At 41.8% G+C, this 14105-nt stretch carries 11 protein-coding genes; 6 read left to right on the top strand and 5 right to left on the bottom strand.

Annotated elements, in window-relative coordinates; genetic code table 11:
• Positions 1 to 116: 116 nt before the first annotated feature.
• The gene (gene pdxH, locus L4C32_RS14860) at positions 117 to 755 is read left to right on the top strand and encodes a pyridoxamine 5'-phosphate oxidase (RefSeq protein ID WP_428197675.1); all 639 of its coding nucleotides are present in this window, start codon (positions 117 to 119) and stop codon (positions 753 to 755) included.
• 68 nt (positions 756 to 823) lie between these two features.
• On the opposite strand, the gene L4C32_RS14865 is transcribed toward pdxH, so the two are convergent.
• Positions 824 to 2662, bottom strand: a complete 1839-nt coding sequence (locus tag L4C32_RS14865) for an SUMF1/EgtB/PvdO family nonheme iron enzyme (RefSeq protein WP_428197676.1) — start codon at positions 2660 to 2662, stop codon at positions 824 to 826.
• Between the two features lie 511 nt (positions 2663 to 3173).
• On the opposite strand from L4C32_RS14865, the gene L4C32_RS14870 reads away from it, so the two are divergent.
• From L4C32_RS14870 to L4C32_RS14890, 5 genes are all read left to right on the top strand, one after another.
• Positions 3174 to 3956 (top strand): helix-turn-helix transcriptional regulator, encoded by a 783-nt coding sequence (locus tag L4C32_RS14870; RefSeq protein WP_428197677.1) that lies wholly within the window; start codon positions 3174 to 3176, stop codon positions 3954 to 3956.
• A gap of 182 nt (positions 3957 to 4138) precedes the next feature.
• A complete protein-coding gene (gene putA / locus L4C32_RS14875) occupies positions 4139 to 7294 on the top strand; it encodes a bifunctional proline dehydrogenase/L-glutamate gamma-semialdehyde dehydrogenase PutA (RefSeq protein WP_428197685.1) in 3156 nt (1051 codons plus the stop codon).
• Between the two features lie 10 nt (positions 7295 to 7304).
• Positions 7305 to 8018 carry an aldehyde dehydrogenase family protein gene (locus L4C32_RS14880; RefSeq protein ID WP_428197678.1) on the top strand — a complete coding sequence of 238 codons (714 nt, stop codon included), beginning with the start codon at positions 7305 to 7307 and terminating at the stop codon, positions 8016 to 8018.
• Positions 8019 to 8112: 94 nt separating this feature from the next.
• Positions 8113 to 9609 carry a sodium/proline symporter PutP gene (putP, locus tag L4C32_RS14885; RefSeq protein WP_428197679.1) on the top strand — a complete coding sequence of 499 codons (1497 nt, stop codon included), beginning with the start codon at positions 8113 to 8115 and terminating at the stop codon, positions 9607 to 9609.
• A 146-nt stretch (positions 9610 to 9755) separates the two neighbouring features.
• Positions 9756 to 11276 carry a diguanylate cyclase domain-containing protein gene (locus L4C32_RS14890; protein ID WP_428197680.1) on the top strand — a complete coding sequence of 507 codons (1521 nt, stop codon included), beginning with the start codon at positions 9756 to 9758 and terminating at the stop codon, positions 11274 to 11276.
• 89 nt (positions 11277 to 11365) lie between these two features.
• Here the strand turns inward: L4C32_RS14890 and L4C32_RS14895 are convergent, their stop codons facing one another.
• From L4C32_RS14895 to L4C32_RS14910, 4 genes are all read right to left on the bottom strand, one after another.
• On the bottom strand, positions 11366 to 12496 hold the full coding sequence (locus L4C32_RS14895) for an HlyD family secretion protein (RefSeq protein WP_428197681.1): 1131 nt from the start codon (positions 12494 to 12496) through the stop codon (positions 11366 to 11368).
• Positions 12496 to 12888, bottom strand: a complete 393-nt coding sequence (locus L4C32_RS14900; protein WP_428197682.1) for a DUF3302 domain-containing protein — start codon at positions 12886 to 12888, stop codon at positions 12496 to 12498. Before L4C32_RS14900 ends, L4C32_RS14895 begins: the two co-directional genes overlap by 1 nt.
• Before the next feature lie 212 nt (positions 12889 to 13100).
• Complete coding sequence (locus L4C32_RS14905; RefSeq protein ID WP_428197683.1) at positions 13101 to 13667, bottom strand: hypothetical protein; 567 nt, start codon at positions 13665 to 13667, stop codon at positions 13101 to 13103.
• Positions 13668 to 13867: 200 nt separating this feature from the next.
• Positions 13868 to 14056: a hypothetical protein gene (locus tag L4C32_RS14910; protein WP_428197684.1), complete on the bottom strand. Its 189-nt coding sequence runs from the start codon at positions 14054 to 14056 to the stop codon at positions 13868 to 13870.
• Between the last annotated feature and the right edge of the window lie 49 nt (positions 14057 to 14105).

Consider the following 14105-nt stretch of genomic DNA (forward strand, 5'->3'; position numbering starts at 1 on the left):
GGTAGGAAAATTCTCTTGGGTTGCTGGTCAAATAGCGCGATAATGCCTCCATTCAGGATCAGCTCGCTGATGTAACTGACATTCTTATGAAATAATGAGTGATTAGGGGAGTAAAAATGGATTTATCTGATATTCGCCGTGAATATTGTAAAGACGGACTGCGTCGTTCTTCGTTACCATCAGAACCGATTGAGCTGTTTGAGACTTGGCTACAACAGGCGGTCAACGCTAAATTAACCGATCCAACCGCAATGACAGTCGCAACGGTTGATGAATCTGGTCAGCCTTTTCAGAGAATCGTTCTTCTTAAGCATTTTGATGAAAAAGGGTTTGTCTTTTTCACCAACTTAGCTAGTCGTAAAGCACAACATATTCAAGAACATAAAAAAGTAAGCCTGCACTTTCCTTGGCATCCGCTTGAGAGACAAGTGCATATCACAGGTGTGGCGGAGAAATTGTCGATAGCCGAAAATGTAAAGTATTTCTCATCAAGACCTAAAGAGAGTCAAATTGCGGCTTGGGCCAGTAAACAGAGCAGTCGAATTACCGCAAGAAGTGCATTAGAAGGTAAATTCTTAGAGCTCAAACAGAAGTTTGCACAAGGCGAGATCCCTGTTCCTACCTTTTGGGGTGGATTTCGAATTAAAGTGGAGTCGATTGAGTTTTGGCAGGGTGGTGAACACCGTTTGCACGACCGTTTTCTTTATACGGATCAACATCAATCTGAGTGGACGATAGAGCGCCTAGCACCTTAGGTTCTTAACAGTTACACATAAAAAATGCGGCCAATTGGCCGCATTTTTAGTTTTGTCTGTTTATCTATTTACAGCTCTCTGACGACTCTAAAGCCAGTAAAGTTTGCACTGGTTTCAGGTTTAATCTCTAAGCGCTCATAGACTTTTGCTTTACTTGGTGCGAAGCTCCATGAACCGCCCCTAACCACACCAGATGCGGCACTCGTCCACTCCCACACGTTACCTGTTGTATCGTAAAGTCCATATGGGTTAGCAGCGAAGCTAGCGACAGGTGAAGTACTTTTGTTAGACCAGCTTGAACCGCCCCAACCAGTATTCGCATTTCCTGCTCCTATCTCATTGCCCCACCAGAAGTCATCAGTACTTCCTGCTCGAGCAGCAACTTCCCACTGTGCTTCAGTAGGTAACGCGTATTTGTAACCCGTTTGTTTACTTAACCAGCTGACATATTTTTCCGCATCTTTTCGTGTGATACAAACTGCTGGGGAGTTCGCTTGTTGTTCAAAGCCAGGCTGACGCCAGTTTTGATTTTGTAGTAACGTTGACGTGCCATTCGTGATCGCTTGGCAACCACGATTTTTTTCAGACTCTGTTACATACCCGGTTTGTAATACAAACTGATCATACTGCTTAACAGTGATAGGTGTGGAACTGATTGAGTATGCTTTCTCTAGAGTAATCTGCTGCTTGGCTTGTGGCCCAACTTGATATTGTCCGGCGTTAATCACAACCATCTCTAACGCTTCATTTTTATTCTTTAGCGTATCAGCAAACTTTCGACCCTGCTTAGGACGATTTTTTTGCTGTTTAAGATCGGCCCAAACCGTTAGGTTTTTACCAAACATAAGCTGACGACTGTAAGGTTCAAACTCGCTCTTCTCTACTGTCACCTGATGTAGGCCGACAGGTAGCATGACATCAACGGGAGTACTGCCATAATTTACGCCATTAACTGTGACTTTATCATCGTGGCGATTTGAACGAATGGTGACACTCACCCAACGCTTCTCTTTTTGATCAGAGGCTTTATGCGTTGTACCGTTTGATGACTCAATACAGTAACGATTTTCTAAACCTAATAACTGACAGGCAGCAATGGATACTGAACGCAGTTTCATTTCAGCTTGAATCGTTGTGGCGTAGCGATTGTTACCGCTAAATCCGCTCTCAAGCACATTGCTGTCCATAACATGAACATTAAGCTCAACGTTATTTAAGTTCTGCTTAGCAAGGTCTGACTCAGAAAGGCTATTGATGAGTCCTGCTTGGAATTTATTAACCGCTTTTTGCATCGTCAGTGTTTTACCTTGGTTAGAACACTGAGCTAATGTCAAAGAGGTGTCACACGCAATGGTGTGTGAAATCTGCATGGTATCGCTGCTGTTTAGCTCATTGCGAATTCGAAGAACTCGAGCTTCTTGGCGTGATTCATGGATATTCTCTAACTCATCTTGAAGGTGTCTCTTCTTTATAGATGCTGTTTTATAAAGACGTTGGTGCTCTTCAATATTCTGTTCAAGCGTTAAGGTAGTTACTTGATTATCTTTTACTTCTTTCCAAGCGTCTTGGTACTGCTTTTGGTAAGCTGAGATATCTAGATCTGGATCTTCAATCATACGCTTATACTGTTGGTCTAAACTGACCTGCGCATGTTTTCTCTTTTTATCTAGCTTAATAGATTCTGCTTTTAAATCAGCACGTTGATTATTTAACGAGTTGATTTCGCCCTTTTCAAGAGAGAGTTTTTCATCAACATTATCGATTTCAGCTCCTTTTTCCTTGAGCCTAGCATCAATAGAAGCAAGCGAGTGAGCTGGTTGTTGAACTGCCTCATTAGCTATAGCAGCACCTGATAGCAGTAATGGTGTAAGCGCCATACAGAGCGCTGGCAAACGTTTTATGATCATAAGTCCCTTGCTTTCTTCTCTTTTCAAAATCGATATCGTTAGAGTGATAATATTTTATACGGAAGCATATCATTTATGCTTTATATTCACCTATTTAAAATTGTATTATTTGATTCGTGTTTAGTTTTTTCAAGAAAACAGTTAATTGCTTTAAAAAAGCAAACCGCAAAAAGATAATATGCGACTTTTTTTTGGCTTTCCTTGTCAAATTTATGGCACTGAAATAGATTGCGTTACGAAACAATGATCAAGAAGATCATCGCAAATGATCCTTGTCTGATTTTTAATCAATTAATTTAAGGAGCTAGGCGAATAAAGGCTTCAAATCGTTTTTGCCTCGACAGAGTTGGACGTTATAATAAATTGAAAATACACTGGCCGTAATTTTGAACAGATTGTTCATTGTTCCTACTGGTTAAAGAGGGAGTAGGAATTCACAGTTAGACGGTAGTGTATTGATATTTTCTAATGTACTATTTAGTTAAATAAATGTTGGCCATTTGAGGTGTATATGTCTGATAATCTTGTGAAACCGGCGGAGATCATATTGCTGCCCAATGAGATTAATCATCATGATCACAACTACAGTCAAGTGGTCATCGGCTTGAAAGGTCATGTTGAATTTAATATCGAAGGCTCGAGCAGTTTGATTTTACCCGGCCAAGGTTGTGTGGTGACAGCGAGCGCTGACCACGCTTTTAATGGTATTGGATCTTCTGAGATCTTAGTCCTTAATTTACCTGAAGAGTCGTCCCAAGAGAACGATACTATTCAACGACTTAATGCACTTTTCTCTTCGAGCCACTACTTTCAATTAGACAATAAGATTCAGCAGCTAATTCGTTTGTTGGTGGCCGAAATGCAGGCCAGCCCTGAAGACCTTCTATTAGGAAGAGCTTGCAATGATACGTTAATCGCACTGCTTCAGCGCCATGTTTATGCAGGTAAAGACCAGTTAAAAGAACAGCGTATTAATATGGACAAGATCGACAGTTATATTACTCAGCACATCGGCCGTAAAATTTCGATCACTCAACTTGCGGGTTGTGTCTTTTTAGGCGAAAGCCAGTTTTTCTCCTTATTTAAACAGCAAAATGGCATTACCCCCCATCAATATCTGCTACTTAAACGCATTGATCTTGCAAAAGAACTATTAGAAAACAGCTTGTTGTCACTCAATCAAATTGCTGACGCTTGTGGTTTTGCTAATCAAAGCAGCTTTACGCACACCTTTTCTCGGTTGCAGGGAACCTCTCCATCAAAATATCGTAAGCAATTTTTTATAAACATATAGGTGTTTATGTTCTCAAGTTGTTAATGAACCGATATTATTACAAATAGATCGGAGTTTTTGACAAGATTTTATTGGTTTCTAAAAATAGTATGTAGGCAAATTGGCTGACCGGTTAATTGTTCTTATTAACATTAACTGGTTTCGAGTTTTCATATTGAGGGATATACATGTCAACATCTACGATATTTCGTGCTCAGGACACTCTGTCTACATCATTTATTGAACGTCCGTTAGATGAGCTTTGGTCACTAATTTCTCCGCTTTATATGGTAAGTGAAGATCAGTGGTTACAAGAACTGATTCCTTTAGCTCAACCGAATGAACAAGAACAGTTATTAATTACCGACAGTGCCTCAGAGTTGATTGAGCGTGTTCGTGCAGATAAAAATGCAATCCAGATGATAGATGCACTGCTGCTTGAATATAGCTTGGATACGAAGGAGGGGATTCTCCTCATGTGTTTGGCAGAAGCGTTAATGCGTATCCCTGATGCGGCAACAGCTGACGCGTTAATTCGTGACAAATTGAGCGTGGCAGATTGGAAGTCTCATCTTAAAAGCTCTGATTCAGCGTTTGTAAATGCCTCTACTTGGGGCCTTCTTTTAACCGGTAAAGTCGTCACCATGGACACCAAAAAAGATGGTGAGCCTTCTAATGTGATTAACCGTTTAGTCAATAAGATGTCCGAACCTGTGATTCGTCAGGCGATGAACCAGGCCATGAAAATCATGGGGCACCAATTTGTATTGGGTCGTACCATCTCTGAAGCTCAGAAGAATGGAAAAAGTTCTGTAGAGAAAGGTTTTACTTACTCGTATGACATGCTTGGTGAGTCAGCACTTACTTCAGTGGATGCGGATAAATATTTCAAATCCTACGTGATGGCGATTGAGTCAGTGGGTAGCGCTAACAAAAAAAGCACCAGCAGTGCCCCGGCTCCAACGGTATCAATTAAACTTTCAGCTCTGCACCCACGTTATGAAGTGGCAAACAGAGAGCGCGTACTAACTGAAATGTATGCATCGGTATCTAAACTGATTGAGCGGGCACGTGAATTAGATGTGGGTTTAACTATTGATGCTGAAGAGGCCGATCGTTTAGAGCTCTCCTTAGAATTGTTTGAGAAGTTATATCGCAGTGACGAAGCTAAAGGTTGGGGTAAGTTAGGGATTGTTGTTCAGACTTACATGAAACGTTCTTTACCTGTATTGGTTTGGTTGGCTGCATTGGCTAAAGAGCAGGGAGATCTTATCCCACTACGATTGGTTAAAGGCGCATATTGGGACAGTGAACTTAAGTTGTCGCAACAAAATGGTTTCGCTGATTATCCGGTTTATACACGTAAAGAAGCCACTGATGTTTCATATTTAGCGTGTGCTCGATTTTTATTAAGTGAACATGTGAAAGGGCTTATCTATCCACAGTTTGCTAGCCACAACGCTCATACTGTCTCTGCAGTTGCAGTTATGGCAACACATAAAGAGTTTGAATTCCAACGTCTGCATGGAATGGGTGATGCACTTTATAATCATGCGATGGAGATGTTTGATGCGAATGTACGAATCTACGCTCCGGTTGGCAGTCATAAGGACCTGTTACCTTATTTAGTACGTCGTTTACTGGAAAATGGCGCTAACAGTTCATTTGTACATCGTCTTGTTGATGCTCGCTGCCCGATTTCAGAACTAACAGAACACCCTGTTGATGTGTTGAAGAGTCGTTCGACGCTACACAACGGTTTGATTCCTCTACCGCCACAAATCTTCGCGGATAGACAGAATTCATACAGCGTCAATATTGATATTGAGAGTGAAGCGAAGCCGTTTGAAGCTGCTATTGAACAGCAGATGACGAAACAGTGGCAAGCAGGTCCAATTATTAATGGAGAAAAACACGACGAAAGCATGATCAAGGACAGTTCAGTTATTCAAACGATCACTGCCCCTTATGACCGTGGTATTAAGGTCGGTTCCGTCATCTTCTCGAATCAACAACATGTGAATGAAGCGCTTGATATTACAGCGGGTTACTTCAACCAGTGGTCTACCACTCCAGTAAATCAACGTGCAGAATGTTTGAATAAGTTGGCGGATCAACTAGAACTGAACATGCCAGAGTTGATCGCTCTGTGTCATAAAGAAGCGGGAAAAACCATTCACGACAGTATTGATGAAGTACGTGAAGCGGTGGACTTTTGTCGTTATTACGCACAACAAGCGGTTGAGAATTTCTCATCAGCCAAAACCATTGTCGGTTTTGACGAAGTGACACGTCAGGTCGAGCGTCAAGGTCGCGGTGTATTTGTCTGTATCAGTCCGTGGAACTTCCCGCTGGCTATCTTCCTAGGTCAAATTTCAGCGGCACTGGTGGCGGGTAACACTGTCGTTGCCAAACCTGCTGAACAGACATCATTAATTGCAGCACGTGCGGTTGAAATGATGTTGGAATCAGGCTTCCCGAAAGAGTCGATTCAACTATTGCCAGGTACTGGTGTTGAAGTGGGTGGTCCATTAACATCGGATGCTCGAGTTGCTGGTGTTGTCTTTACGGGATCAACGGAAACTGCCCAAGCGATCAACCGTTCATTAGCCGCACGTGAATGCGAGCAAGTGCCATTGATTGCTGAAACCGGTGGTCAAAATGCGATGATTGTTGACAGCACAGCACTTCCAGAACAAGTAGCAAGGGATGTGGTTCGTTCGGCTTTTGCTTCTGCAGGTCAGCGCTGTTCAGCACTTCGTGTGCTGTTCATTCAGAAAGATATTGCTGAGCGTGTACTCACTCTCATTAATGGGGCAATGCAAGAGCTCAGTGTGGGGCTTCCATATCTGCACAGTACTGATGTTGGACCTGTGATTGACAATAAATCCAAACAGAAGCTGATGGCTCATATTGACAAGATGTTAGTGAACAACCCGCTAGTTGGACAGATTGCATTAAGTAATAGCTGTGAAGAGGGCGATTTTGTTCCACCAACAGCGATTGAAATAGACTCAATTGATCAGCTTGAGAATGAGCAGTTTGGCCCTATTTTGCATGTGGTCCGATTCGAAGCGAGTCAGTTAGATAACGTGATTGATCAAATCAATAGCACAGGCTTTGGGTTAACAATGGGCATTCACAGTCGTAATGAAGCGACTTACCGCCATATTGAAAGACGCAGCCGAGTGGGTAACTGCTATATCAACCGAGATCAGGTTGGTGCGGTAGTTAGCGTGCAACCGTTTGGTGGACAAGGTATGTCAGGGACTGGACCGAAAGCGGGTGGGCCTCACTATTTATACCGTTTTACTAAAGAAGTCGCTGTTTCACCACGTCCACTTACTCAAACATTATAGGATTGCACTTATGACTGCTCAAATTAACACTCTTATTAAACAGTCTCATGCGAATTGGGATATGTGGAACGACATTGGCGCAAGCGTACGCAGTGATTTAGTCATTCGTTGGGCCGATGAACTGGCTGAAGATCCAAGTTTAGGGGTTATGTCTTCAAAGATGGCGAAACATCAAGCCAAGCAAGCACTATCCCTAATAGGTGAAGAGAAGCTAATGCCAGGCCCTACTGGTGAAACGAACGAGCTTTATACTGCCGGGCGCGGTGTGTTTGTGATGACTGCCAGTGATGAGCTATCTGTCAGTGGAGTGGTAGGGCAACTTGCCACCGCACTTGTCGCGGGAAATACTGTCATTATCTCATTACCAGAAAAGCACGCTGAGTTGGCAAGCAGACTGCAATCAACACTTTTAAAAGCAGGCTTTCCTAAATCTGTCGTGCAGTTGGCTGATTTTTCTTTGTTAAATGCATTAATTGAAGATACGTCTACGGCTGGCGTTGCGTTTGTGGGGAACGCAATTGACGCACAAGGTATCAATAGACAGCTTTCAAACAGAACAGGTTTGTTGGCACAGTTGATTGCAGAGACCGACTTAAACAGCTTGATCACGGTAACTGACAGTCACTTTGTACTGAGGTTTATTACCGAGAAAACCAGAACCATTAACATTACCGCCGTTGGTGGTAATGCAACATTGCTAGAATTGGGCAGTGGTGATCACTAAGTGATCATCACCGCTCCATAAATAAGCAGCTCAAGAGGTGAGCTGCTTTATACCCTCACAGGATAGAGGGTGAATATAATAATGAGAGGAAAATATGATAGAAAATAGTTTTGCGATAACTTCAACTTTTATCGCTTACCTGATTATGATGCTGGCAATCGGCGTTTATGCGTATAAACGTACAGCAAACTCATCAGATTACTTTTTAGGTGGACGTACGCTGGGCCCATGGCCTGCTGCACTTTCTGCTGGAGCATCTGACATGAGTGGCTGGTTACTTCTTGGCTTACCGGGTTATGCGTATGCGGCTGGTTTGGAATCATTATGGCTGGCTGGTGGTCTGCTGGTTGGTACTTGGTTAAATTGGTTAATTTGTGCAAAAAGACTGCGTACTTACAGCATCACAACTAACGATTCATTGACGTTACCTGAATATTTGTCACGTCGATTTAACGATAAATCGAAACTCGTTCAAACAATTGCTGCTTTCTTCATTTTGATGTTCTTCCTTTTTTATACAAGCTCAGGCTTAGTAGCTGGCGGAAAATTGTTTGAAACTGTATTTGGATTAGATTACGTTATTGCTGTCGTTATCGGTGCCGCTTGCGTTGTCTCTTATACACTGTTTGGTGGTTTCCTTGCGGTATCTTGGACTGATTTAGTACAGGGACTGCTTATGTCTGCTGCTCTACTTATCGTACCCATTGCGGCGATGGATGGAGGCTTTGGTCAGTTAGGATCTGATATTGCTGCGATTAATCCAGAGTTGTTAACCATTTGGAATGGGACTGATGGTAAGCCGCTGTCTGCGATTGCTATCATTTCACTACTGGCTTGGGGATTAGGTTACTTTGGTCAACCTCACATTCTTGCGCGTTTTAAAGCGACGAGAACCAATGCTGATTTAACCACTGCTCGCCGTATCGCAGTGGTATGGACGGCACTGTCTATGTTTGGTGCAGTATTGGTTGGTTTAACTGGTTTACTTTATGTAAACAGTGAACTGGCTGGAGAACTGGCGGATGGTGAAAAGATCTTCATGCTATTGGTTAATTCCATTTTCCACCCTGTGATTGCAGGTATCTTATTAGCGGCTATTTTGGCGGCAATTATGAGCACCGCGGATTCACAGCTATTGGTTTCTTCTTCGGCTTTAGCTGAAGATTTCTATAAGCAAATCATCAAGCCTTCAGCTTCTTCAGAGGAAATCGTGATGGTCGGCCGTGTTGGAGTAATTGCTCTCTCACTGGTTGCACTATTTTTAGCGATGGATCCAGAAAGTTCAGTGCTAGGTTTAGTGTCTTACGCGTGGGCTGGTTTTGGTGCTGCGTTTGGACCGGCTATTGTGTTAAGTCTTTACTGGAAACGTATGAATCGAAATGGTGCTCTTGCAGGCATTCTTGTTGGTGGCTTAACGATTGTGGTTTGGAAGCAGTTGACTGGCGGCATCTTCGATGTATATGAGATTGTTCCTGGAATTGTGTTTGCAACGTTGGCGATTGTAATTGCTAGTCTAGCAAGTGCTGAACCTGAACAATCTGTACAAGATCAGTTTGACGAGTTTGAGAAAAACCTTGTTGAGTTAGATTAAAATATACAGATAAAATAAACGAATAAGATAAACCCGCGTAAAAGCGGGTTTTTTATGTCTGTTTTTTGAGCTTTCTACAGTTATGAATGAGTAGGTAAGATACAATTGATAGAATGAATAATTATTATGCCCAATAAATCGGATTAATGTTTGTGTTAGATAATCGTACTCTACTCGTTGTTACTGCTCTTATCTCCATTGGGTCTGCAATTGCTCTTTTGGTATTGTGGCACGCTCAATCTAAGCGTAATGGTGCAGGATATTGGGCGAGCGGTATGTCATGCATTGCAATTGCTAGCGTGCTTATTTCTACGCGAGGCGTGCTTTCTGATTACTTGTCGCTGGTGACTGCAAATTCATTTTACGTACTCGGTTTTGTGCTTATCTTAAGAGGGGTAAGGGTCTTTACTGGTAAGGATCCATTACTGCTCATTGATTATGCTTTAACCCCTGTTGTTGCCGCATGCTTTTACTACTTCTCACATGTAGATCAAAACTTAAGTATTAGAGTTGAAATTCTTTCGGCTTCGTTTGTGCTTACCTGTGGCTTTATTGTTTTTTCCCTATTACAAGACAAAGATGCGCCTTGGCGTACCTCTAGTTTCGCCCCGGTTATCGTGTTTTCACTTTTTGGCCTATTTCATGGTATGCGAGGGGTGATTACTTTTATTCAACCGTCGGACAGTCCATTCATGTCCCCCGGCTTATTAACGACGTTCGTTTTTTTAAGTGGGATCTTTATCATTGGTGCCATTGCCATCTCATTAACACTGCTCTCATACGGTGTATTAGAGTCTAAATTGAGAATTGTGTCACTAGCGGTGGAGCAGTCGGCTTCCTCAATTATCATTACCGATAATAAAGGGTTGATAGATTATGTTAATCCCGCGTCGTCGGAAAAAACGGGTTATCACCTTGATGAAATAAAAGGAAAAAACCCGCGAATTTTTCAATCGGGGGAGACGTCTGTACATGAGTATAGTGATCTTTGGAAATCCATCTCGGAAGGTAATACATGGCGAGGTGAGTTTCACAATCGCAAAAAAAATGGCGAGCTGTACTGGGAGATTGCATCAATTGCGCCCGTTAAGCAGAAGAATGGACAGATCAGTCATTATGTAGCGGTAAAAGAGGACATTACCGACTTGAAAGAGGCCAAGCGACGCATTGACCATCTAGCCAATCACGATGGGTTAACCGATCTGCCTAACCGAAAATTGGCAATGGAACGTCTTGTTGCGGCATTGACTGCTGCACGTTGTGATCAAAAACAAGTTGCGGTGATGTTTGTGGATCTGGATGGGTTTAAAGCAGTAAATGATAGCCATGGTCATGATGCGGGCGATCAATTACTGAAAGAGACGGCACAACGATTGAAAGGGTGTGTGCGAGATATTGATACCGTATCTCGTATTGGTGGTGATGAGTTCCTAATTATACTTAACAATGTGGTCGATAAAAAAGCCGTTATTGATGTCACTGAGCGTTTAATACACTCTATTGCTAGTAATCATGTCATTGGAAAGAGTGAGGTGACGATTAGCGCAAGTATTGGTATTTCTCTTTACCCTAGTGATAGTGAAAAACCGACTGAACTGGTTAACTTGGCCGATGATGCCATGTATGTCGTCAAACGTGATGGTAAAAATAATTACGCGTTTATCTAGTTTTTCTTTTGTAACTGATAAAGAAAACCCATCACTTCTGACGGGTTTATTATGGTTAGATTAAACCAGCAATCCAACAAAGAACCAGATCAATGATCAAGGTAGAGGTAGTTCTGCCAACTCTTCATTCGAATCAGAACTTTCCGCATAATAGAGACGTGTGTAAAGCTGTCTGAGTAAACGGAAATTTCAACATTTGAGCCTTGAGGTAGATGATATTCACTAAGATCATCCGAAATAACCAGTTTAACTAATGCACGGCCGTTGGTCCTAAACTGATTGGAATTGAGGAGCGATCCTGTTGCCTGAATCTGGCCTTCTCCAATCGCAGGGATCACCTCTACTACTTCTCCTTTGAATACTTTTCCTGGAATGGCGCGGAATAAAAACTCAGCCTCAAAACCAGAGTGTAAACGTTGGAGTGAGTTCTGCCTAAATGCACCTACGTAGAAATCCTCTTCAGTATGAACAAATGTCATCACTGGGCGCAGTGGTAATGGAACCGCCATCATGCCGGGGCGAAGCGCCATTTGTGTCACGTAACCATCAGTCGGAGCACGAACAACGGTTTCATCAAGATTAAATTGAGCATAAGCAAGCTCAGCTCTTAAACGGGCGACGTCGGTATTCTCTCCACCAATCTCTGATGTTAGATCGAGGTATTCGCTCTTTTCGACTGCTTGCATGGATTCATATTGTGCTTGAGCTGCTTTATAGGCTTGTTTACGAGTATCTAAGTCTTGAGCGGTGAATGCGCCTTTATTAAACCCTTTTTCATAACGTTTAAACTCACGGTACGCTTTATCTTTATCCGCTTTGGCTTTTTCAGTATTGGCTTGTGCAGCTTTGTAACTGGTATCAAGCTTGAGCGTATCTTTACTAGCAGCGGCTAAATTCGCCTGTTTTCTAATCACTTCAGCTTCAAAAGGGAGAGGATCGATTTTAAATAATACATCTCCTTTTTTAAGCAGTTGATTGGGAGTAACAGCAACCTCAATGACCTTCCCTTTGACTGACGGTACAATCGGGGTTGTAACATAAACTTGACCACCTAGCTGAGTAAAAGGGTGGTTGTAGTTCATTAATAGAATCAAGGTACCGATCAGAACAACACCCCCTAGCATTGCTGTGGGAACTGTCCACTTGTTCAGCGGGATCTTGAAGATTTTAAAGACGGCAACACAAAGTGCTGTATAAGTTAAAATGAGCAATAGGTCCATTATTTTTGCTCCTCAGAAGATGGATCTTTGATATTAGCGATGTGTTTGGCAACACCTTGATTGATTTCAATTTGGGTCAGCTTTTCAGTCAACATTTCAACTTGATCATTGAGGTGATTAACGCGTATTTGCAGTTCTTGTTGATTGTCTTCAAGTTTGTGAAATCCCCAACCTCTGTCTTCACGCCATAACGTGGCCCAAATCCATAAAAATGGCCACAGGACATGCAGAGTGAATAGACTTACCCAACCGGCAATATGAATGGCATCTGCGTGGGGATGGTCGCGTTTATGGGCAATTTCATAGGGAATATCATGAATGACAATAATGCCGTAGAAGATAACCAATGCCACAAAGAACAGAAGTCCTAAGGCAAAATAATCAAGAAACATAAACTTATCCTTGTTTTAAGTTGTTAAATTAAATGCGTTTCATTGAGTAAATAATGGAGGATGTCTGGTTATGATGCAAGTAGTAGAAAGTTCAATTCGGTATTAAACTGATTGGTTCATCGTTGTTGCATATGCCGATAGATGTGTGAATGAGGCATATAATGTGAGAAGTAAGTAAGTGCCTCGTGCAAAGACACCTACTCTCTATTTTACTATCGTTGTGTGACAACACCATCGGTAAACTTGATCAGGGTTGTTCCAAAACGATTTCGCCAATAAACCCACTCATCACTTTCTAAACTTGGGGTTCTATGTTCCGGTGGGTAACCAATGGCGAGTATGACACCTTGTTTTGTCATGCCACTTTTCACAACACCTTCTTTGATGCCTGCTTGATCGATTTTGCTCATTGTAGTGATGGTATTTTTATCGCAACTGGTACCAAAGTATTGCGCTAAGTATTTACCAAAATCTGGCGAAGAACTATGTTTGTCTAGCGTATATTGACGTTCGGTACTTTTCACTTTAAAGGTTAATCTTTTTGACTGTAACTCAACCATTTCAACTTCACTGCAAAGAGGGATAAGACCATTCTGCTGATAATTGACTGAATATAATTTAGATCTTTGTTCATCAGGGTGGAGATTAACCAATGTGTAAACGGGCTTATTGGTCTCCAAAAGATTTTCGCCATCTTTTTTATCCATGAGTTGAACTGTTGAGGCACACCCAAACATAAAAACAGTACTTAAGGCTAGAACGAGTTTTATCTTTTTCATTTCACTTCCCTGCTATTCGGTAAAGTCGGTTTTGATTGTTCATTATAACGATAATGAAATATATTATTTTTACATTAATTAGACATCCTTAACGAAATTGATTATCTATAACAATAATGCCTATTTATGCAGGAAACTGTAACCATATTGCCCCTAGTAAAATGAACATAGGGGCATATGAGGAAAAATAAGAGGGGGAATTATCGGAAGATGGCACCAAAAAAATCACAATGAATTGATGTTGCGGAGCCTGAATTGCTTTGCTGCTTGAGCTCTAACTCGATCTCTTGCTTGCTGTTATGATCATCTGACGAATCAGAGTCCGATTTTGATAGAGATTCTTGAGTTGCTGAACCATGTATTAAATGTTGATATAAGATTTCACCCATTGTATCCACCTGCATATCTATTAAACATATTTAAATAACAATACAGTAC

Source organism: Aliivibrio kagoshimensis (assembly GCF_050337105.1).
Classification (GTDB): Bacteria; Pseudomonadota; Gammaproteobacteria; order Enterobacterales; family Vibrionaceae; genus Aliivibrio_A; species Aliivibrio_A kagoshimensis.